This is a genomic window from Nocardioides massiliensis, assembly GCF_030811215.1.
Lineage (GTDB): Bacteria > Actinomycetota > Actinomycetes > Propionibacteriales > Nocardioidaceae > Nocardioides_A > Nocardioides_A massiliensis.
This window is the reverse complement of sequence record NZ_JAUSQM010000001.1, coordinates 1,211,905-1,232,033: the sequence shown is the minus strand read 5'-3', so window position 1 is coordinate 1,232,033 and position 20,129 is coordinate 1,211,905. Positions and strand designations below refer to the sequence as shown.

19 protein-coding genes are annotated in these 20,129 nt (G+C 73.0%); 8 read left to right on the top strand and 11 right to left on the bottom strand.

Features of this window, described 5'->3' with window-relative positions:
• Nucleotides 1-14 precede the first annotated feature (14 nt).
• The 4 genes from hisC to J2S59_RS06205 all read right to left on the bottom strand — a co-directional run bounded on the left by hisC (nucleotide 15) and on the right by J2S59_RS06205 (nucleotide 4,295).
• The gene (hisC, locus tag J2S59_RS06220) at nucleotides 15-1,082 is read right to left on the bottom strand and encodes a histidinol-phosphate transaminase (RefSeq protein WP_068119056.1); all 1,068 of its coding nucleotides are present in this window, start codon (nucleotides 1,080-1,082) and stop codon (nucleotides 15-17) included.
• Between the two features lie 9 nt (nucleotides 1,083-1,091).
• Nucleotides 1,092-1,706, bottom strand: a complete 615-nt coding sequence (locus J2S59_RS06215) for a CatB-related O-acetyltransferase (protein WP_281366699.1) — start codon at nucleotides 1,704-1,706, stop codon at nucleotides 1,092-1,094.
• 71 nt (nucleotides 1,707-1,777) lie between these two features.
• On the bottom strand, nucleotides 1,778-3,325 hold the full coding sequence (locus J2S59_RS06210) for a sulfatase family protein (RefSeq protein ID WP_306824922.1): 1,548 nt from the start codon (nucleotides 3,323-3,325) through the stop codon (nucleotides 1,778-1,780).
• 64 nt (nucleotides 3,326-3,389) lie between these two features.
• On the bottom strand, nucleotides 3,390-4,295 hold the full coding sequence (locus J2S59_RS06205; protein WP_068118799.1) for a dimethylarginine dimethylaminohydrolase family protein: 906 nt from the start codon (nucleotides 4,293-4,295) through the stop codon (nucleotides 3,390-3,392).
• A gap of 131 nt (nucleotides 4,296-4,426) precedes the next feature.
• Between J2S59_RS06205 and J2S59_RS06200 the strand changes: the two genes are divergently transcribed.
• Genes J2S59_RS06200 through J2S59_RS06170 form a run of 7 tightly spaced genes read left to right on the top strand, consistent with a single transcriptional unit; the run spans nucleotide 4,427 to nucleotide 10,571 of the window.
• Nucleotides 4,427-5,122: a GntR family transcriptional regulator gene (locus J2S59_RS06200; RefSeq protein ID WP_246360177.1), complete on the top strand. Its 696-nt coding sequence runs from the start codon at nucleotides 4,427-4,429 to the stop codon at nucleotides 5,120-5,122.
• 48 nt (nucleotides 5,123-5,170) lie between these two features.
• On the top strand, nucleotides 5,171-5,545 hold the full coding sequence (locus tag J2S59_RS06195) for a phage holin family protein (RefSeq protein ID WP_220138347.1): 375 nt from the start codon (nucleotides 5,171-5,173) through the stop codon (nucleotides 5,543-5,545).
• Nucleotides 5,542-6,057, top strand: coding sequence for a low molecular weight protein-tyrosine-phosphatase (locus J2S59_RS06190; protein WP_068118810.1), 516 nt, complete (start codon nucleotides 5,542-5,544; stop codon nucleotides 6,055-6,057). The genes J2S59_RS06195 and J2S59_RS06190 overlap by 4 nt, the downstream gene beginning before the upstream one ends.
• A 24-nt stretch (nucleotides 6,058-6,081) precedes the next feature.
• Nucleotides 6,082-6,957, top strand: a complete 876-nt coding sequence (locus J2S59_RS06185) for a fructosamine kinase family protein (RefSeq protein ID WP_068118814.1) — start codon at nucleotides 6,082-6,084, stop codon at nucleotides 6,955-6,957.
• Nucleotides 6,958-6,991: 34 nt separating this feature from the next.
• The gene (locus J2S59_RS06180) at nucleotides 6,992-7,705 is read left to right on the top strand and encodes a response regulator transcription factor (protein WP_281366695.1); all 714 of its coding nucleotides are present in this window, start codon (nucleotides 6,992-6,994) and stop codon (nucleotides 7,703-7,705) included.
• The gene (locus J2S59_RS06175) at nucleotides 7,702-9,198 is read left to right on the top strand and encodes a sensor histidine kinase (protein WP_181641680.1); all 1,497 of its coding nucleotides are present in this window, start codon (nucleotides 7,702-7,704) and stop codon (nucleotides 9,196-9,198) included. Before J2S59_RS06180 ends, J2S59_RS06175 begins: the two co-directional genes overlap by 4 nt.
• The gene (locus J2S59_RS06170) at nucleotides 9,195-10,571 is read left to right on the top strand and encodes a S1C family serine protease (protein WP_306824921.1); all 1,377 of its coding nucleotides are present in this window, start codon (nucleotides 9,195-9,197) and stop codon (nucleotides 10,569-10,571) included. Before J2S59_RS06175 ends, J2S59_RS06170 begins: the two co-directional genes overlap by 4 nt.
• A gap of 30 nt (nucleotides 10,572-10,601) precedes the next feature.
• Here J2S59_RS06170 and J2S59_RS06165 read toward each other — a convergent pair whose 3' ends face one another.
• Genes J2S59_RS06165 through J2S59_RS06140 form a run of 6 tightly spaced genes read right to left on the bottom strand, consistent with a single transcriptional unit; the run spans nucleotide 10,602 to nucleotide 17,058 of the window.
• A complete protein-coding gene (locus tag J2S59_RS06165) occupies nucleotides 10,602-11,882 on the bottom strand; it encodes an anthranilate synthase component I family protein (protein WP_306824920.1) in 1,281 nt (426 codons plus the stop codon).
• Entirely contained in the window at nucleotides 11,879-12,490 is a 612-nt protein-coding gene (locus tag J2S59_RS06160; RefSeq protein ID WP_068121635.1) for an anthranilate synthase component II, read from the bottom strand. The genes J2S59_RS06165 and J2S59_RS06160 overlap by 4 nt, the downstream gene beginning before the upstream one ends.
• Nucleotides 12,491-12,493: 3 nt before the next feature.
• Nucleotides 12,494-14,452 carry an anthranilate synthase family protein gene (locus J2S59_RS06155; protein WP_306824919.1) on the bottom strand — a complete coding sequence of 653 codons (1,959 nt, stop codon included), beginning with the start codon at nucleotides 14,450-14,452 and terminating at the stop codon, nucleotides 12,494-12,496.
• 10 nt (nucleotides 14,453-14,462) lie between these two features.
• On the bottom strand, nucleotides 14,463-15,083 hold the full coding sequence (locus tag J2S59_RS06150) for a TetR/AcrR family transcriptional regulator (protein ID WP_068122557.1): 621 nt from the start codon (nucleotides 15,081-15,083) through the stop codon (nucleotides 14,463-14,465).
• Between the two features lie 5 nt (nucleotides 15,084-15,088).
• Complete coding sequence (locus J2S59_RS06145; RefSeq protein WP_220138535.1) at nucleotides 15,089-16,192, bottom strand: NAD(P)H-dependent amine dehydrogenase family protein; 1,104 nt, start codon at nucleotides 16,190-16,192, stop codon at nucleotides 15,089-15,091.
• A gap of 11 nt (nucleotides 16,193-16,203) precedes the next feature.
• Nucleotides 16,204-17,058, bottom strand: a complete 855-nt coding sequence (locus tag J2S59_RS06140) for an SDR family NAD(P)-dependent oxidoreductase (RefSeq protein WP_068122554.1) — start codon at nucleotides 17,056-17,058, stop codon at nucleotides 16,204-16,206.
• An 83-nt stretch (nucleotides 17,059-17,141) separates the two neighbouring features.
• Here J2S59_RS06140 and J2S59_RS06135 point away from each other — a divergent pair, with 83 nt between their 5' ends.
• Nucleotides 17,142-17,720, top strand: coding sequence for a DUF488 domain-containing protein (locus J2S59_RS06135; protein ID WP_246360467.1), 579 nt, complete (start codon nucleotides 17,142-17,144; stop codon nucleotides 17,718-17,720).
• Between the two features lie 10 nt (nucleotides 17,721-17,730).
• Here the strand turns inward: J2S59_RS06135 and J2S59_RS06130 are convergent, their stop codons facing one another.
• Complete coding sequence (locus J2S59_RS06130; protein WP_068122551.1) at nucleotides 17,731-19,908, bottom strand: HelD family protein; 2,178 nt, start codon at nucleotides 19,906-19,908, stop codon at nucleotides 17,731-17,733.
• Nucleotides 19,909-20,129 lie beyond the last annotated feature (221 nt).

The window sequence follows — 20,129 nt, the reverse complement described above, 5'->3', positions numbered from 1 at the left end:
CGGCCCGCCAGCCGTCACCAGCGCGCCGCCAGCTCCAGGAAGCGGGTGTTGGCTTCCGGCTCGCCGATCGACACCCGGACGCCGTCACCGGCGAACGGCCGCACCACCAGCCCGGCCTCGTCGGCCGCGGCGGAGAAGTCGAGCGCCCGGTCACCGAGCCCCAGCCAGACGAAGTTGCCCTGGGCGTCCGGGACGTCCCAGCCCTGCGCGACCAGCCCGGCGTACACCCGCGCCCGCTCTGCGACGAGCGCCTCGACGCGCTCGAGCAGCGCGTCCTCGGCGTCCAGCGAGGCGATCGCCGCGGCCTGTGCGACCGACGACACCCCGAACGGCAGGGCGCACGCCCGGACCGCCGCGGCGACGTCGGCATGCGCGAGGGCGTAGCCGACCCGGAAGCCCGCGAGCCCGTAGGCCTTCGCGAAGGTGCGCAGCACGACCACCCGCGGGTGCGCCCGGTGCAGCGCGACGCCGTCGACGGGGTCGGGGCTGCGCACGAACTCGCGGTAGGCCTCATCGACCACGACGAGGACGTGCTCCGGCGCGCGCGCACAGAACGCCTCGACCTCGGCGTGGGTGAGCGCGGGGCCGGTCGGGTTGTTGGGGGTGCAGAGCACGACGACCCGGGTGCGCTCGGTGATCGCCGCCGCCATCGCGTCGAGGTCGTGGCGACCGTCGGCCGTCAGCGGCACCGGCACGGCGCTGGCGCCGGTCACGGCGACGGCGATCGGGTAGGCCTCGAAGGACCGCCAGGCGAAGACGACCTCGTCGCCGGTCTCGCAGTAGGCCTGCAGCAGGTGGTAGAGCACGGCCACCGACCCCGTGCCGGCGGCGAGGCTCTCGGGCGCGACGCCGAGCCGGTCGGCGAGGGCGGCGTACAGCTCGGTGCAGCCCATGTCGGGGTAGCGGTTCATCCGCTCGACGGCCCGCGTGGCGGCCTCGACGACGCCGGGCAGCGGCGGGTACGGGTTCTCGTTGGAGCTGAGCTTGTAAGTCGTCAGGCCCGGCCGCGGGGTGGGCGGCCGACCAGGGACGTACGGCGGCAGCGCGGTCACCGCTGCGCGCGGGGTGGGGAGGTGGGTCATTGCGGCACCCTAGTCGCGCGGGGGCGCCGTGAGCGTCTCCTCGGGACCGGCGTAGGGGACCATCCCGGCCTCGATGCGGGTGCGCAGTTCGCGCACGGCCGCGGGCACGTCCTCGAACGTGATGCCGTCGAGCTGGTTGGGCGAGAACCGCCACCATCGGAGCTCGAGCAGCTGCTCGACGGTCGCCGTGTCGAACCGCGACCGGATCTCCCGTGCGGGCACTCCGCCCACGATCGCGTACGGCGCCACGTCGCGGGTCACGACCGCACCCGCGCCGATGACGGCCCCGTCGTGCACGGTGACACCGCGCACGATCACGACGCCGGCGCCGATCCACACGTCGTTGCCGATCGTCACCGCGCCCCGGCGGAAGTTGCCCTGGGGCGCCCGAGCGGGGACCCGCGGTGCGCACGCGTCGGCGGACGTGTGCCAGCCGAAGCGGGCGGCGTCGTACTGGAACGGCGAGGTGCTCAGCCAGTCGGTCGGGTGGTCGGGTTCGCCGATCCGGACCCCCGCGGCGATCGAGCAGTAGCGCCCAATCGAGGCGCAGTGGTCGATCGTCCCGCCGACGAAGTAGCTGAAGGCGCCGATGCGGGTCGGACCGGCGAACGTCGTGGGTGCCATGAACCGCACAGGCGCCTCCACGGTCACCTGAGAGGCTCGCTTGTGCCGCACGTTTCCCCGGCCACGGATCGTCATCCGGTCCTCCTGCACTGAGCGCCGACGCAGTCGCGCAGCGCGCGGGTGAGCTTGCGCAGCCGGCGCAGGGCGGGGCGGTACGCCGGGTCGTCGGCGACGTTGTCGAGCTCGTAGGGATCCGCACGGAGGTCGTAGAGCTCCTCACCCGTGCGCAACCGCGCGTAGTTCCACCGCTCGCCGACCCGGATGCCGCGGTAGAGCGGCCGTGCCGCCCCGAGGACCGGGTGGGCCAGGGTCGGGACCGCGCGGCCCGGCATCGGCTCGCCGCGCAGCACCGGCCGCAGGTCGATGCCGTCGACGGCCCGCCCGGGTTCGACCCCCGCCCAGGCGGCGATGGTGGTCGGCAGGTCGACGTTCGCGGCCAGGGTGGCGACCGTCCGCCCCTGCGGGACACCCGGCCCGCGGATCACGGTCGGCACCGTCTGGGAGTCGCGGTAGTGCCACAGCTTCCCCGCGAGGTTGTGCTCGCCGAGCATGGTGCCGTTGTCGGAGGTGAAGACCACGACCGTGCGGGCGAGCTGCTTGGTACGGCGCAGCACCCAGACATGCTCGCGTACCGCCTCGTCGACGGCCTGCAGCGACTCGACGCGCTGCTGGTGCGCCTCGCGGAGGGCGGCGCGGGCCTCGGGTGTCCACCGCGCACGGTCGTGGGTCGCGCGCATCGCCTTGTCGCCAGGCCGCTGCTCGAACATGTTCGGCTTGTCCGGCAGCGGCAGGTCCTCGAACAGGTCGCGGTGCCGCTGTGCCGGGACGGTGGTCATCATGTCGACCGGGTCGTCGGGCTCGATCGGGTCGCCGTGGTGCGGCGCGACGTAGTTGACGGTGAGGTACCACGGGTTCTCGTGGCGCTCGGGCGCGCTGAGCATCTCGGTGACGTTGTCGGCGAAGACGTCGGTGTTGTAGTCGGGCGTGCGGACGACCTCGCCGTTGACGCTGAGCTCGGCGGAGGGGAAGAAGTAGGTCGACCAGTCGATGCTGCCCCGCCAGTCGCTCCACCCGGGCGGCACGTAGCGGCGGGTCTCGCCGGCGCCGTACCCGTTGAGGTACTTGCCGACGAGCATGGTGTCGTAGCCGGCCTGGCGCAGCCACACCGGCAGCGTGCGCCGGTCGTCGAAGGAGGCGAAGCCGCCGCCCTCGCCCTGGATCGTGAGCGCCCCGTGGTTGTGGGCGTACTGGCCCGTCAGCAGGCTCGCGCGGGCCGGGACGCAGATCGGCGTCGGGGCGACGAGGTTGGTCATCGTCACGCCCCGGTCGGCGAGCAGCCGCTTGACGTTGGGCATGTGCTCGAGGTCGCCGGGCGCCGCGTCGTCGGTGGTGATCACCAGGAAGTTGGGGCGCTGCTCGTCCGGCCGGCGTGCTCCGGAGCCCATGCCCGGCGACACCGACGGGGCGGCGATCGAGGGCGTGGGCGAAGCGGGCCCACCGGCGCCCCTGAGGGGTTCGGCCGGACCGAGGCTGCAGCCGGTGACGCCCAGTCCCGCGGCCGCGATCAGCGCGACGGCGCTGCGCGTGCTGCGGTTCCCGCGCCGGACTGAGCCCCCCACGGCGCCGAGGGTACGGGGTCAACCGTCCCCGGCACACCGGAAGCCGAGGTTGCCCGCGGTCGCGTCACCGTGGACGCGGCAGGACGACCTCTCCCCCGGCCACGGACGGCAGGTCGCGGCCGATGACGACATCGAGCGGGTTGGTCAGGCAGCGCACGGAGCCGCCGCCCTTGTGGAACTCGCCGAGCTCGAGCAGGACGACCTCGAAGCCCCACGCCTCCAGCTGGGCGCGCACGCGCGGCGGGCACGCGGGCATGACGACGGTGCGCCCCACGACGACGGAGTTGGCGCAGAACGTCAGCGCCTCGGCCTCGTCGATCACCAGCGGCTCGGGCACGAGGTCGAGGAGCGCCTGTGCGGACGGCTCGTCGAAGGCGGCCGGGCAGACGATCGCGCGCCGGTCGTCGAGCGGACAGAAGGCGAGGTCGAGGTGATACATCGCCGGGTGGGTGATCCGCACCCCCCGCACGCGTACGCCGATCTCCGCTGCGAGCGCCTTGAGCCCGAGCTCCTCCGTGCGGGGTCCGTACCCGACGACCAACGCGTCGCCCCAGGCGAACGCGTCCCCCGCCTCGAAGCACGGCCCGACACCGTCGACGCCCACCTGGCGCACGGCGTACCCCTGCGCCGCGAACCAGGGACCGGCACTGCGGCGCTCGGCCCGGCGCTCGGCGTACCGCATGTGGCTGAGGACGACCTGCTCGGGCCGACCCGCCTCGTCGGCGAGAGCCAGGCCGAGGTTCATCGCATAGACCATGTCGGGTGAGTCCGGGCGCTGCGCCAGCACGTCGACCCGCGCGCCGAGAGCGCGTAGCACGTGGACCATCACCTGCCACTGCTCGCTCGCGCGCGCCGGGTCCGGCTGGTCGGCGGGGTCCATGAAGGGGTTGATCGCGTAGTCGATCCGGTACGCCGTCGGCTCCACCGCCAGGTACTGCCGTCCCCAGCTCAGCTCCACCAGGTCGCCCATCGCTGTCCACCTCCTCCACGGCCCGACTCGATTGTCGGACAATCTGACAAGGAGTGTGGGGCCGCGCGGCCCGGCGGTCAAGCCGGATCGCGCCGATGGCGGACACGCGCTGATGGCGGACAATGGGAGCCGTGCCGCCCCCTGCCCCGATGCGCCCACTGCCGCCGCTGCACTTGAGCGCGCCCGCCTCGACCGTCGACCGGGTCGTCGACGAGCTGCGGCGCGCGTTGTTCGCCGGGGAGATCACCGCCGGCACGCCCCTGCGCGAGCAGGCACTGACCGAGGCGATGGGGGTCTCCCGCTCGACGGTGCGCGAGGCGCTGGGGGTGCTCGTCGCCGAGGGCCTGGCCGAGCGCGAGCCGCATCGCGGGGTGCACGTCACGTCGCTGGAAGCCGATGCCGTCCACGACGTCGTGACCACCCGCCTGGTCCTCGAGTCGGCCGGTGTGCGGGCGTGGCCGGACGCCGACCCGGCGGACCAGAGCGCCGTCCGCACCGCGCTGGAGGCGTTCGTGGACGCCGCGCGCTCCTCGGACGCCGATCCCGTACGCGTCACCGCCACCCACCTCGCCCTGCACCGTTCGGTCGTCGCCCTGACCGGGTCGGCACGTCTGCTCGGCCTCGCCGACGCGGTCTATGCCGAGATCCGGCTGGCGCTGGCCAAGGTCGACCGGATGCGCCAGGACGCCGCGCAGCAGGTGTGCAACCACGAGGAGCTCGTCGCGCTGCTGGAGTCCGGTGACACCGACGCCACGTTGGCCGCGCTGCGCGTCCACCTGGAGGAGGCGGCCGAGTCGATGCTGCTCGCGCTGGAGCTCGGGGACTAGCGGCCGCAGCCGACGTCCGGCAGTCCGACGTCTGGCACGATCGACGTCGTGAACTTCCTGCTCAAGGTCCTCGCCAGCGCCGCCGGCCTCACGGTCGCCGCCTGGCTCCTCGACGGCATCACGATCACCGGCGACTCCGACAACGACCGGGTGCTGACGCTGGTCATCGTCGCGGCGATCTTCGGGATCATCGACTCCTTCGTCGCCCCGGTGATCAAGGTGCTGTCGATCCCGTTCATCATCCTGACGCTCGGACTCTTCCTGCTCGTCGTGAACGCGTTGATGCTGATGCTCACCTCGTGGGTCGCCGACCAGGTCGGCCTCGGTTTCGCCGTCGACGGCTTCTGGACCGCGGTGGTGGGCTCGGTGATCATCACCGTCGTCAGCTGGATCGCCCATCTGATCCTTCCCGACGCCCGATGAGGCGTACGCCGTACACCGTCGCGCTGGTGTGCCTGGGCAACATCTGCCGCTCGCCGATGGCCCATGTCGTGCTCGAGCGGCGCATCGCCGAGGCCGGCCTCGACGACCGGGTGCGCGTGGTCAGCGCCGGGACAGCCGAGTGGCACGTCGGCAAGGCGATGGACCCGCGGGCCGCGGCGACGCTCACCGGTGCGGGGTACGACGCGAGCCGGCACCGTGCCCGGCAGATCCACGACGCGTGGTTCACCGGGGAGGGGGACGAGGGCGACGAGCACGTCGACCTGGCCCTGGTGATGGACGAGGCCAACCACGCCGACGTGGTCTCCATGGCCGGGGTCCACGCCGAGCGGGTGCGGATGTTCCGGGAGCTGGACCCCGAAGGACCTGGCGAGGTTCCGGACCCCTATTACGGTGGCGACGAGGGATTCACCGAGGTGCTCGCGATGGTCGAGCGGTGCGCACAGGCCTGGGTCACCGAGATCGCCCGCACCCTCACCGAGCAGCACGAGTAGCAGGAGCAGAGGAAGGAGCAGCCGATGGCGCGACAGGCGACGGTGGCCCGGCGCGCCGAGGAGCTGCTCGATGTCGCCGTCGTCTCCACCCAGCCGGTCGCCGGCGGGGACATCTGCACCACGACGCGGTTGCGACTCTCCGACGGCACCCTCGCGGTGATGAAGACCAAGCCGCACGCGCCACCCACGTTCTTCCGCACCGAGGCACACGGCCTGCGCTGGCTGGCCGAGGTCGACGGGGGTGCGCCCGTCCCCGAGGTGCTCGCGGTCGAGGACGACTGCCTGCTGCTGCGCTGGATCGAGCCCGGCCGTCCCGGCGGTGACGCCGCCACGGCCTTCGGCGCGCGGCTGGCCCGCACCCACGCCGCGGGTGCTGCGGCGTACGCCGGGCCCGACGGCAGCGAGGCCGACGGCTGGATCGGCACCCTCCCGCTCCCGCAGCGGTCGGCGCCGACGTGGGCGGAGTTCTACGCCGTACGCCGGGTCCTGCCCTACCTGAAGCTGGCTCGCGACCGGCACGCCATCGAGCCCGAGCACGCCCAGGTCATCGAGGACATCGTCCGGGTGCTCCCCGACCGCGCCGGACCGTCCGAGCCGCCGGCGCGCCTGCACGGCGACCTGTGGTCGGGCAACGTGGTCTGGGCGGGCGACGGCCAGGTGTGGATGCTCGACCCCGCGGCGTACGCCGGGCACCGCGAGACCGACCTGGCGATGCTCGCGCTCTTCGGGCTGCCGCAGCTGGAGCAGGTGCTGACCGGCTACCAGGCCGAGGCGCCGCTCGCAGAGGGCTGGGAGGAGCGCGTCGGGCTGCACCAGCTCTTCCCGCTGCTCGTGCACGCGTGCATGTTCGGTGGGGGGTACGGCGCCCGCGCCGCGGCGGGCGTCGAGCACCTGCGCTGAGCTTTTTCTCAGCCTGGGCTGGCACCCTGGGAGCGTGAACGCCGACAAGTCCGCTCCGCGCCCGCACGTGCTGGTGGTCGACGACGACCGGGCCGTGCGCGAGTCGCTGCGCCGGTCGCTGGAGTTCAACGGCTACTCCGTCGCGCTCGCCTCCGACGGGGCGGAGGCGCTGGCCGCGATCGGCAAGGGGGGCCCCGACGCCCTCGTGCTCGACGTGATGATGCCGCGCCTCGACGGGCTGGAGACGACCCGGGCGCTGCGCGCAGCGGGCAACGACCTGCCGATCCTGGTGCTCACCGCGCGCGACTCGGTCGGTGACCGGGTCGAGGGTCTCGACGCCGGTGCCGACGACTACCTCACCAAGCCGTTCGCCCTCGAGGAGCTGCTGGCCCGGCTGCGGGCGCTGCTGCGCCGGGCCCGGCCCACCAGCGACGACCTGGACTCCGAGGAGCTGGTCTTCTCCGACCTGCGGCTCAACCCCGCCACGCGCGAGGTGCACCGCGGCGAGCGGCTGATCGAGCTCACCCGCACCGAGTTCACGCTGCTGGAGATGTTCCTGCGGCGCCCGCGCCGGGTGCTGGAGCGGTCGTTCATCCTCGAAGAGGTCTGGGGCTACGACTTCCCGACGACCGCCAACTCGCTCGAGGTCTACGTCGGCTACCTGCGACGCAAGACCGAGGCGGAGGGCGAGCCGCGGTTGATCCACACCGTCCGGGGGGTCGGCTACGTGCTGCGGGAGCTTGCGTGAGCGAACAGCCGTTCGCCGCCCGCGTCCGCGAGGCCACCCACTACCGGCGCTCGCTGGCCAGCCGGGTCACCATCCTCACCACCGTCGCGGTCGCGCTGACCGTCGCCGGCGTCGCGGCGTCGGCGTACTTCACCGCACGCGTCCAGATGCAGCAGTCCCTCGACGGCTCGCTGCTCAGCCGCGCCCAGCAGGCCGCCGAGTCCAACGCACTGAGCAGCCTCACCGCCCAGGAGGTGCCGTCCTGGGCGCTGGGCGCCGCCGACGTGCGCATCGCGTTCGTCGTGCCGGGACGCCGCCAGCCGGTGATCAGCGCGGAGCGGGGCGCAGCCGAGGAGCAGCTCGTCCTGGGCGACCCTGAGGTGGCGGTGGCGGTCGGCCAGAGCACCCGCTCCATCCGGACCGTGCGGACGCCCAACGGCGCCCGCTACCGCGTGGTCGCCGTACCCACCGACGGCCAGGGCGCACTGGTGCTCGCGCAGTCGCTGCGGCCCACCGAGCAGACCCTGGGCCGACTCGGGCTCGTCATGTTCCTCTTCGGCCTGCTCGGCGTGGTCGGTGCCGGCCTGACCGGGTGGGCGGTCGCGCGCAACGGCCTGCGCCCCGTGCGCCGCCTCACCGCCGCGGCCGAGGAGATCGCGCGCACCGAGAAGCTCACCCCCATCGACGTCGAGGGCAACGACGAGATCGCCCGGCTCGCGACGGCCTTCAACGCGATGCTCACCGCGCTCGCCGCGTCCCGCGACCGGCAGCGCCAGCTCGTCGGCGACGCCAGTCACGAGCTGCGGACGCCGCTGACGTCGCTGCGCACCAACATCGAGCTGCTGCGCCAGGCCGATGCCGCGGGCGGGCTCGACCACGACGCCCGCGACGAGCTGCTGGCCGACGTCGGTGCCCAGCTGACGGAGATGACGACCCTCATCGGCGACCTGGTGGAGCTGGCGCGCGACGAGCCGCTGCCGCACGCGGTCGGACCGGTCGACCTCGCCGAGGTCATCGACCAGGCCGTACGCCGCGTGCGCCTGCGCGCGCCCGGCATCGGCTTCGTCGTCGAGACGTCGTCGTGGTGGCTCACCGGGGAGCAGGCCTCCCTCGAGCGGGCGGTCACCAACCTGCTCGACAACGCCGCGAAGTGGAGCCCGCCCCTGGGGCAGGTCACCGTGACCCTGGCCGACGGCGAGCTCAGCGTCACCGACGAGGGCGACGGAATCGCCGCCGAGGACCTCCCGCACGTCTTCGACCGCTTCTACCGATCCCGGGAGTCCCGGTCGCTGCCCGGCTCCGGGCTGGGGCTGGCGATCGTGCACCAGGTCGTCACCCGGCACGGCGGGACGGTGGCGGCGACCAACGCGCCGGACGCCGGGGCACGCTTCGTCGTACGCCTTCCGGGAAGCCCGACGCCGCCCGCACCGGACCGCGCCGCGGACGATCTTTGGGAGAAGTCTGCTCCGCCGTTCAGTTCAGGCTCAGGTTCCGTGGGCACGCTGGAGTCATGACCGAGCACGACACCCCCCAGCACGACGCCTCCCGACCCGACGAGCGCGCCCACCGCTACCCCGAGACCGCAGCGGAGCAGGAGCGCACGACGGCGTTCCCCGACGGCTTCGCCTTCGCGGCGCCCGCCGCTGCACCGGCACCCGGCAAGGAGCGGGGTCGGCGTACCGGGATCGGGCTGCTGGCGGGCGCTCTCGTCCTGGGCGGGCTCGGCGGACTGGGCGGGGCGGCGGCCTACGACGCCTTGAGCGACGACCCGGAGACGCCCGCGGCCAGCCGCTCGGCGGCGCCGAGCACCAACACCGCGTCCGTCGCGCCGCTCGAGCCGCTGGGGTCGGTCCAGGACGTCGCGTCCTCGGTGCTCCCGTCGGTGGTGAAGATCAACGTGCGCGGCGGCGGCCAGGGTCCCGGAGGGGGCGCCGGGTCGGGCTCGGGGATCATCTTGTCGTCCGACGGCGAGATCCTGACCAACGAGCACGTCGTCGGTGTGGCCGAGGGCGGTGGCGCGATCACCGTCGCGTTCGACGACGGGTCCACTGCCCCGGCGACGATCGTCGGCACCGACCCGCTGACCGACACCGCGGTGATCAAGGCCGAAGGGGTCTCCGACCTGACCCCCGCGGAGCTCGGCAGCTCCGACGCGCTCCAGGTGGGCGAGCAGGTCGTCGCGGTCGGTTCGCCGTTCGGCCTCGAGGCCACCGTCACCAGCGGCATCGTCAGCGCGCTCGACCGCCCGGTCTCGGCCGGCGAGCCGGGCGGGTCGCAAGCGACGATCTATCCGGCGATCCAGACCGACGCCGCGATCAACCCCGGCAACTCCGGCGGTCCGCTGGTCAACATGGCCGGTCAGGTCGTCGGCATCAACTCCTCCATCCGGACCACGACGTCGTTCGGAGGGGAGGCCGGCTCGATCGGTCTCGGCTTCGCGATCCCGATGTCGAAGGTCGTGCCGATCGTCGAGCAGCTGCGTGCCGGCGAGACCGCGACCCACGCCCGGCTCGGGGTCACTGTCTCGGCCGCGACCGACGACAGCGGGGCGACAGTCGGCGCCGAGGTCGAGGAGGTCACCGACGGTGGCGCGGCGGACGACGCCGGCCTGCAGACCGGTGACGTCATCACTCGGGTCGACGACACCCTGATCTCCGACAGCGACGCGCTGGTCGCGATCATCCGCGGCTACCGCCCCGACGACGCGGTCACGATCACCTTCCGCCGCGGCGGCGAGGAGCAGACCGTGGACGTGACGCTCGGCTCCGACGAGGGTGAGCAGCCGCAGGCCCCGGCGCAGGGCGAGCAGGGTCAGGAGGGACCGCCACAGCAGCCCGAGCGCAAGCGGCAGCTCCCGCCGTGGCTCGACGAGTACTTCGGGAACTGACCGCCCCGGAGTCGTGTGTCCGAGGACGCGCTACAGCGCGTCACCGGGCACACGACCCAGGACGCGCAGCAGCCGCTCGGCCTTCCAGCGCGACTCGGCGTACTCCTCGACGACGTCGGAGGCCACGGTGATGCCCCCGCCGGTGCCGAGCGTCCAGGAGCCGGTGGCGTCCCGCATCCAGGAGCGGATGACGACCCCGAGGTCGGCGCGTCCGTCGCCGGCGATCCAGCCGAAGGCGCCGGCGTACACCTCCCGCGGCGTGTCCTCGACCTCGGCGATCACCTGCATCGTGCGCAGCTTGGGCGCCCCGGTCATCGACCCGGCCGGGAAGAGCGCGCGCAGGGCGGCGACGGTCGAGATGCCCTCACGCAACCGGCCGCGCACCGTCGAGACCAGCTGGTGCACCGCGGCGTAGGACTCCACCGCCATCAGCTCCGGGACGCTGACGGTGCCGGGCTCGGCGACCATCGCCACGTCGTTGCGCAGCAGGTCGACGATCATGAGGTTCTCGGCGCGGAACTTCGGGTCCGCGGCGAGCCGGCCGGCCTCCGCGGCGTCGGCCTCCGCGGTGGCGGCGCGCGGTGTGGTGCCCTTGATCGGCTTGGTCTCCAGCATGCGGTCCGCGGTGATCCGCGCGTAGCGCTCCGGTGACGCGCTGAGCAGGTGCACGCCCGCGCCGGCCACGTCGTGCTGGAGGAAGCCGGCGTACGGCGCCGGGTCGAGCGCCCGCAGCCGGAGGTAGGCCGCAAACGGGTCCTCGGTCGTGGTCGGACCGGCCACCCGGTAGGTCAGGTTGACCTCGTAGGAGTCCCCGGCGTGCAGGCGCTCCTGCACCTGCGCGAAGGCCTCGGCGTACGCCGGGGGCACCTGCGGCACCGCGGTCCGCAGCCACGGCGTCGGGGTCTGCTCCTCGTCGTCGTGCACGAGCTCGCGCACGTGGCGCGCCCGCATCCAGACGGCGTCGGGCAGTCGCCCCGGACCGGCGGGGGCGTGGCGGGCAGGCAGGTCGGGGCGGGCGGCGTACCCGAAGTAGCCGACCCAGGAGAACTCCGTGCTACGGCCGGCGTCGGCGTCGGCGCGCAGCTGCTCGTCGAGCACCCCGAAGACGTCGGTGCCGACCACCTCGCTGCGGCCGCGCCGATGCGCCCGCACCTCACCGGCGGCGGCGTCGTAGGTCAGTGACAGGTCCTCCGGCTCCAACCACCCGACCAGCGACCGGCGTACCTCTCCGGGGCGCGCGCCACCACCATCGAGCCAGAACATCCGCGGGTGCGCCCGCGCGACCTGGGCGGCGATCTCGGCCGGCGTCATGCGAGCTCCAGGAACGCCGCGATAATCCGGGCGCCGTGCTCGGTCAGGATCGACTCGGGGTGGAACTGCACGCCGTGCAGCGGTCGGGTCCGGTGGCGCACGCCCATCACCACCCGGGAGCCGTCCGGCTCCTCGGCCCACGCGCACGCCTCGACCTCGGCGGGCAGGTCGAGGGCTGCGAGCGAGTGGTAGCGCACGGCAGCGAAGCCCTGCGGCAGTCCGGCGAAGATCCCGGTGTCGTCATGGGTGATCGCGGCGACCTCGCCGTGGGCCGGACGCGCGCGGTCGACCCGCCCGCCGTACGCCGTCACCAGGCCCTGCATGCCGAGGCAGACCCCGAGCACCGGGACCCGCGCCTCCCGCAGGATCCGCTCACCGACTGCGAAGTCGTCGGCCACCGCCGGGCTGCCCGGCCCCGGCGAGAGCACCAGGTGCGTCCAGTCGCCGGCCAGCACGGCGTCGACGGCGACGGTGTCGTGCTGGACCAGGTCCGGCAGCCGGCCGGTCACCTCGGCGAGGAGGTGCAGCAGGTTGTGGGTGTAGGAGTCGTGGTGGTCGACGACCAGCACCCGCGGTTGCTCTGGGCGGTCGAGCGGGGGCGAGGCCACAACTCAGCCGAGCAGCTCCACGACCAGGTCGTGGACGAGGTCGTAGCCGCGCTCCGTGAGGATCGACTCGGCGTGGAACTGGATGCCGCGGTAGTGCGGGCCGCGCACGAGGTGGACGTCACCGCTCGCAGTGTCGATGGCGACCTGGACCCCGTCCGGCACCGCACCCTCGGCCGTCGGGTCGGGCACCCGCGCGACGAAGGTGTTGTAGAACCCGACCGCCTCCTGGCGGCCGAACAGGTCGACCTTCGACTGCGTGCCCTGGAAGACGATGTCCTTGTAGGCCAGCTCCAGACCCAGCCGGTCGCTGAGCACCTGGTGGCCCAGGCACACCGACAGGAACGGCTGATCGCCGGCGAGCAGCTGCTCGGTCGCGGCCCGGAACGCCGTGATCTTCGGGTGGTCACCGTCGCGCGGGTCGCCGGGGCCGGGGCCGACGATGACGAGGTCGGCACCGGTGAAGGAGTCCGGCGTCCAGTCCTCGTGGCGCACGACCCGCGAGCGCATGCCCATCACGGCCAGCAGGTGGCGCAGCATGTTGACGAAGTCGTCCTCGCCGTCGAGGATCACGACCTCGCGGTCCTTGAGGATCGGGTCGGGCGTGGCGTCGCCCTGGTCGGTGAGCCAGAACCCTGACAGCCGGCGGTTGCGGCTGTTGAGCGTGAGCAGGACGTCCTCGTCGTTGACCAGCTCGAGCATGTCGACGGCCGGCACCGGAGCGGGCGGCACGAGGCCGAACGCGCTGAGGATGCCGCCGGCCTTGGCGTGCGTCTCCGCGGTCTCGTACGCCGGGTCGGAGTCGCGCACGAGGGTGGCACCGGCGGTCACGGTCAGCGTGCCGTCGGGCGACACGTCGGCAGTGCGGATGACGATGGGGCTGTCGACGACCGGTTGGCCCTCGTCGTCGCGGCCGAAGATCGCCAGCGCCGCGCCGTAGTAGCCCCGCCCGACCGGCTCGTACTTCTTGATCAGCCGGCAGGCGTTCTCCACGGGCGAGCCGGTGACCGTGGCGGCATACATCGTGTCGCGCAGGACCTCGCGCACGTCGCGGTCGGTGCGCCCGGCGAGGAGGTACTCGGTGTGGATGAGGTGCGTCATCGGCTTGAGGAACGGGCCGAGCACCTGGCCACCCTCCTGGCACAGGTCGCACATCATCTTCAGCTCCTCGTCGACCACCATGAAGAGCTCGTAGATCTCCTTCTCGTCCTTCAGGAACGCGAGAAGGTCGCGCCGCAGACCGCTCCCCTGGTTGGTCGAGCGCCCCTGGTTGGTCGAGCTTGTCGAGACCCCCCGGGGGATCCGGAACGTGCCGCTGATCGGGTTCATCCGCACGTCGCCGCCGTGGACGCTGACGTGCCGCTCGGGCGAGGCACCGATCAGGTAGCGGTCGCCGGTGAAGAACAGGTAGGTCCAGTAGGCGCCACGCTCCCGCTCGAGCAGGCGGCGGTAGACGCTCAGCGCGGTCTGCGCGTCCCAGCCGGCGACGACGGCGCGGTAGTGGCGACCCACGACCAGGTTGGCGCCCTGCCCTTGGCCGATCTCGTCGTCGATGATCGCGCGCACCAGCTCGCCGTACGCCTCGTCGTCGACCTCGAACCCGCCACGGTCGGTGAACTCGATCGGCTCATCCGGCAGCGCCGCGAGCACGTCGGCGACGGTGCACTCGATCTCGGTGTCGACGTCCACGACCACCAGCGGCGTGCCGTCGTCGTGGGCCTCGAAGCCGCGCTCGGCGACCTGGCGGAACGGCACCGCGACGAGCCGGTCGCACTGCCGGTCGGCGGCGGGCACGCCCTCTTCGAGCGGGATGTCCATGATCGACTCGGCCACCCAGCGCCGACCGCCGAGCAGGCCGACGGTGTCCTTGCCGCCGATGCGCGTGGAGCGACGGATGATCGCCCACGCCGCGTGCCCCTGGATCGCCTCGATCCCAGCACGAGCACGGTCCACGGCCTCGGTCATGGACGAGAGCCTAGTGACCCCTCGCCTCCGCGCCCGCGGCGTCCCGGTGGGCGGCGACGTGCGCGGTGATCAGCGACGTCAGCGTGGCGAGCTCGCGCGAGGGGTCCAGCGGCTCGGGCACCAGCATCTGCACCATCACGAGACCGCGCAGCGTCGCCCAGACGAGGCGGGCCAGCCGGACCGACTCGGGAGCAGCGAAGAGCCCGGCACCGAGTTCCTCGAGGCGGCGCCAGTGCTCGCCGAGGTCGGCGCCGCTGCTGCGCATGCCGCGGGTGGCGATGAGGATCTCGAAGGATGCGACCGACAGCGGGTGGGCGAACGCCTCCCAGGCGGCGTCGACGACGCGCCGGACCTGGTCCGCATCGCCGGGGTCGGCGGGGCCGACCTCGGCGAGCCCGGCGACGAGCTGGTCGGTGCCGGCCTCGACGACCGCGACGAGCAGGCCCTCCCGGTTGGCGAAGTGGTACTGCACGACGCCCCAGGTCGCCCCGGCCCGCTCGAGGATCCGCGGCGTCGTCGCGGCGGCGTACCCCTCCTCGACGACGCAGCGTGCGGTCTCGTCGATGATCCGCTGTCGGGTGCGGGTCGCGCGGGCCTGGCGCGGTTGCGGCGTACGACGAGGGGTCGGCACGGGGCTCAGCCTCGCATCGGGCCCCGCATCAGGCCCTGCGCCTGGGCGAGCGGGAGGTCCTGCTGGCCGATCAGGCCGGGGGCGGCGGCGCAGACGGCGGGTACGGCGTTGACCGCGGTCGCCGCGGTGGCCACGATCCCGCCGAGGTTGGTGTCGCCACCGGGCTCGAGGTGGACGTTGACCTCGATGCCGGGGCGGCCCTCGACCAGGACGCGATGGACGCCGGGGTGGCCGGCCGGCGGGTAGGGCCAGTCGGGCGCGGCGGCCTCGGTGAGCCGGTTGACGTGCTCCATGACGATGACCGGCTCGCCTCCGACGAGGCCCTCGACGCCGAACCGGATCGCGGCGACGTGGCCGGGCTCGACGGTCATCATCGCGCAGTCGATGCGCTCGGGGGTGACCCAGGTGTCGTGGGACTCGCGCAGCTCCTCGACCTCCACGCCGAGCGCGTCGGCGAGGCCGTGCACCAGTCCGCCCCACGTCGAGGCCAGCACGCCGGGCCAGAAGAGCACGGGCGGTTCGGCGTCGGCGTGCTGGCCGAACCCGAAGGTGACGCCGGTGAACTCCGCGTCGTCGTACGTCGCGTAGTCGAAGATCTCCTGCACGGTGACCTTGTCGACCCGCTGGGAGAGCCGCATCGCGGCCAGGGGCAGGACGTCACCGGAGAAGCCGGGGTCGATGCCGGTGACGAGCATGGTGGCGCCGCCCTCGCGGCAGGCGGCCTCGAGCGGCTCGCGCAGCCAGGCCTCGCCGTGGGCGGGGTGGATGAGCCAGATCAGCGCGGTCGAGACGACGTTGGTGCCGGCGGCCAGGAAGGCGGTCAGGTCCTCGAGGACCTCGCGTGGGCGGGTCTCGCCCTGGGCGGTGTAGAGCACGCAGTCGGCGCCGAGGGCCACCAGCGCGTCGCGGTCGTCGGTGGCGACGACGCCGGTGGGTGCGTCCAGACCGCAGAGCTCAGCGGCGTCACGGCCGATCTTGGTCGGATTGCTGGCGTGCAGCCCGACGAGCTCGAGGTGCGGGCTCTCGATGATGTGGCGCAACGAGTGCTCACCGACGTGGCCGGTGGAGAACTGGACGACGCGCAGGGGCTGGGACGGGGTCTGGGTCACGGGGCGCTCCTTCAGAGCAGGTCGGTGATGGTCTTCAGGCCGGCGTCATAGAGCACGCCCTGGAGCATCCCGCCGTCCATCTCGATCGTGGTGCCGTTGATGAAGTCGGCCTTGCCGCTGCTGAGGTAGACGCACGTGCGGCCCACCTCCTCCGGCTCGCCGGCACGCTTGAGCGGGACGTCGCGGAAGTAGTCGGTCGGGTCGTGGTCGCCGAGGACGAAGCTGTTGAAGTTGTCGGTGCTCGTGGGTCCGAGCGCCAAGCAGTTGACCCGGATCTTGGGCCCCCACTCGATCGCCAGCGAGCGGGTGAGGTGGTTGAGGCCCGACTTGGCGGCGCCGTACGACACCAGCGTCGGCGACCCGACCGGGTGCCCGGCGCCGCTGGAGATGTTGATGATCGACGCGGTGCCGTCCTGCGTCAGCATCTGCCGGGCGGCGCGCAGGGAGAACCACAGCGGGCTGATGAGGTTCATCTGCACGGCGTAGGCGTGGAAGAGCGCGCTGCGGGTGAAGGCGTCGTCGCTGCGCGGGGAGCCCTGGATCTTCTGCACCAGCTCGGGCACGTCCTCCGGCGTGGGCGAGGGGACGGTGCCACCGGCGTTGTTGACCAGGATGTCGATGCGCCCGTAGGTCTCCACCACCCGCGTCACGAACGCCTCGATGCTGGCCACGTCGCCCTGGTCGCACACCCACTGCGCCGAGCGCTCCTGCCATGCGGGGTCGCCGTCGGCGGCGGGGAGTCCCGGCAGCTCGCTGCGCGAGCAGCCGACGACGGTCGCGCCGGCACGCAACAGCTCGCGCGCGATCCCGACCCCGACGCCACGACTCGTCCCCGTGACCACTGCGACCTTGCCTGCGAGGTCCATCCGTGTCCTCCTCTAACTCGTAGGCGGCTAAACATAGAGTGATCAATGTTTTTTGGGAAGGGGATCCGGCAACGGTCCCGGAGGTGGCCCCCTCCGACCGACCCCGCCAGACCCGGGCGATCCGCGGACGGCTCGTGACGTTCGGTCATGGGACGGCCGACGGCGACGAGCTCGCCGCACTGCTCACCACCGCCGACGTCGGGTACGTCGTCGACGTACGCCGGTTCCCGGGCAGTCGGCGCAACCCGACGGTGGCGCGCGACGCGCTCGAGCAGACGCTGCCGGCGGCCGGCGTGGACTACCGCTGGGAGCAGCGGCTGGGGGGTCGGCGGCGCGTGGCAGCCGAGGAGCAGGAGGTCGACCGGTGGTGGCGGGTCGAGGCGTTCCGCGCGTACGCCGCCCACACCCGCTCAGACGAGTTCGGCGAGGCGATGGCCGAGCTGCTGGTGCAGGTGCGCAAGCGCCCGGCGGCGACCGCGGTGATGTGCAGCGAGTCGCTGTGGTGGCGCTGCCACCGACGGCTGATCAGCGACGTCGCCGTGCTGGTGCACGACGTGGGTGTCGACCACCTCGGGCACGACGGGAGGCTCACGCCGCACCGGCCCGCCGACGGCGCCCGGGTCACCGAGCGGGGGCTGGTCTACGACCGCGACCCGGACTGACCGCTGAGGGTCAGCCCTCGCGCACCGCGACCATTCGCTGGGTGGCGCGGGTGTAGACGACGTAGAGCGTCGCGCGGCCGGTGCTCGACTCGGTCTCGATCTCGTCGGGCTCGACTACGACGATCGCGTCGAACTCCAGGCCCTTGGTCTCCAACCCGACGAGCACCGGGATGCGAGCGTTCGCCCCGCCCGCGGCGTCGTCGGCGTGCTCGGGCCAGCTCTCGAGCCACTCCTGGACCTGACGGCGGCGCGCGTGCGGGACCACGATCCCGACGGTGCCGGCGACCTCCGCGGCGAGCTCACCGACCGCGGCGCGCACGCCGTCGGCGAGGTCGTCGACGGTGCGCTCCTCGGGGTGCACGCCGGTCGAGCGCACCGCCTCGGGCAGGTCGGCGTCGAGGCCGACGCGGTCGGCGTAGGCGGCGGCGAACTCGTAGATCTCCGAGGAGTTGCGGTAGTTCTTCGACAGGTGGAAGGCGTGGATCGGCTTGCCCTCCAGCGCGGCGTCGCGGGCGGCCTGTGCCTCGCGCGGCTCGGGCCACGACGACTGCGCCGGGTCTCCCACGATCGTCCAGGTGGCGCGCCGGCCGCGGCGCCCGACCATCCGCCACTGCATCGGGGTCAGGTCCTGCGCCTCGTCGATCAGGACGTGGGCGTAGCCGTCGTCCTCGATCTTGTGCTGCGGCGGAGACCACCCCGGACGACCCGCCAGCTCGCGGTCGGACACGGTCGTGACCTCCTCGCGGGTCGGCGCCTCGTCCTCGTCACCGCGCGTGCCGATCAGCGACCGCTCTCCGTGCTCGACCACCGTGGGCAGGTCCCCCACGGCGTACCGGAGCTCGTCGATGAGCGCGACGTCCTCGACCGACCAGTGGGTGGCGCGCACCTCGGACCACGACTTCGTCAGGAGCGCCTGCTCGTCGGCGCTCAGGATGCCCTCGGCCACGCGGGCGCGCACCTCGGGGTCGCGCAGCCAGCCCAGCACCGTCGGGCCGTCGACCGCCGGCCACCAGGCCAGGGCGAACTCGACGAACGCGTCGTCGGAGAGCAGGTCGTCGACGAACTCGCCGTACCCACGCTCACGACCGCGCTCGCTGCGCACCTGGCGCCACAGCGCGTCCGCAAGGGCCCGCGGCACCTGGTTGATCTGCCGGTTGCGACGGCCCTTCGACAGCAATTGGCGGCGGACCGCGCCGAGCTCCTTGCCGCTGAGCTGCAGGACGTCATCGCGGTAGAACATCCGGAAGTGGCGCGGCGCGCCCGGGACGGCCTGGCGGGCGAGGCGGCGCATCAGCTCGGCCATCCGCGCCGAACCCTTGACGTCGGCGACGGCCGGCTCGTCGCGGCGCTCGGCGCGCAACCCGTCGACGACCTCGCCGAGCGAGCGCAACGCCACGGCGGTCTCGCCGAGGGAGGGCAGCACGCGCTCGATGTAGCGCATGAAGACGCCGGAGGGGCCGACGATCAGCACCCCGCCGGTCTCGTAGCGGCGGCGGTCGGTGAAGAGGAGGTACGCCGCGCGGTGCAGCGCGACGACCGTCTTGCCGGTGCCGGGTCCGCCGGAGATGGTGACGACGCCCTTGAGCGGCGCGCGGATCGCCTCGTCCTGCTCGGCCTGGATGGTGGCGACGATGGAATGCATCGACCGGTCGCGGGCCCGGGACAGCTGCGCCATGAGCGCGCCCTCGCCGAGGATCGGCAGGTCGGTCTCGACCGAGTCGTCGAGCAGCTCGTCCTCCACCCCGATGACCGTGGTGCCGGTGCTGCGCAGGACCCGTCGGCGTACGACGCCCTGGGGGGTCGCGGCCGTGGCCTGGTAGAATACCGACGCGGCGGGGGCACGCCAGTCGATGAGCAGGGTGTCGCGGGCCTCGTCGCGCAGGCCGAGCCGGCCGATGTAGCGGGGTTCGGGGTCCAGCTCGGGGTCGAGGTCGAGGCGCCCGAAGACCAGGCCCTCGTGCGCGGCGTCGAGCGTCGCGAGCCGTTTGGCCGCCTGGAAGACCATCGCGTCACGCTCGACGAGCCCACCCTCGTGGCCGAGTCGAGCCCGGTTGTGACCCTCCTGCGCGAGCTCCTGGGCGCTGCGCGCGGCGGCCTCGAGGCGGGTCTGGACCCGGTCGACGAAGCGCTGCTCGGCGGCGACCTCGCGCGCGTAGAGGTCCTCGTCGCCCTGGTTCTGCTCGGTCACTGGTCCCCTGACTCCGCTTGCTGCTGACGCTCGGCAAAACTGCGAGCAGACAACTCTATCGATCGCGGGCAGGCGGGCGTGGGTCAACCCGGATCGTCCGGATGTCGACACCCTCCACGAAGGTCCGGGTGAAGCCACCCGTCCGTTTCTCGCGTCGCGTCCACGTCATTTGATCAGGTGCCCGTCCTCTTCCCTCGACAATTCACGGCGCCTCGGCGCCT

What these genes read in the sequence shown, in the direction of transcription:
- hisC (WP_068119056.1), bottom strand. Translation starts at nt 1,082, where the DNA reads ATGACCCACCTCCCCACCCCGCGCGCAGCGGTGACCGCGCTGCCGCCG.
- J2S59_RS06215 (WP_281366699.1), bottom strand. Translation starts at nt 1,706, where the DNA reads ATGGCACCCACGACGTTCGCCGGTCCGACCCGCATCGGCGCCTTCAGC.
- J2S59_RS06205 (WP_068118799.1), bottom strand. Translation starts at nt 4,295, where the DNA reads ATGGGCGACCTGGTGGAGCTGAGCTGGGGACGGCAGTACCTGGCGGTG.
- J2S59_RS06190 (WP_068118810.1), top strand. Translation starts at nt 5,542, where the DNA reads ATGAGGCGTACGCCGTACACCGTCGCGCTGGTGTGCCTGGGCAACATC.
- J2S59_RS06185 (WP_068118814.1), top strand. Translation starts at nt 6,082, where the DNA reads ATGGCGCGACAGGCGACGGTGGCCCGGCGCGCCGAGGAGCTGCTCGAT.
- J2S59_RS06170 (WP_306824921.1), top strand. Translation starts at nt 9,195, where the DNA reads ATGACCGAGCACGACACCCCCCAGCACGACGCCTCCCGACCCGACGAG.
- J2S59_RS06165 (WP_306824920.1), bottom strand. Translation starts at nt 11,882, where the DNA reads ATGACGCCGGCCGAGATCGCCGCCCAGGTCGCGCGGGCGCACCCGCGG.
- J2S59_RS06155 (WP_306824919.1), bottom strand. Translation starts at nt 14,452, where the DNA reads ATGACCGAGGCCGTGGACCGTGCTCGTGCTGGGATCGAGGCGATCCAG.
- J2S59_RS06140 (WP_068122554.1), bottom strand. Translation starts at nt 17,058, where the DNA reads ATGGACCTCGCAGGCAAGGTCGCAGTGGTCACGGGGACGAGTCGTGGC.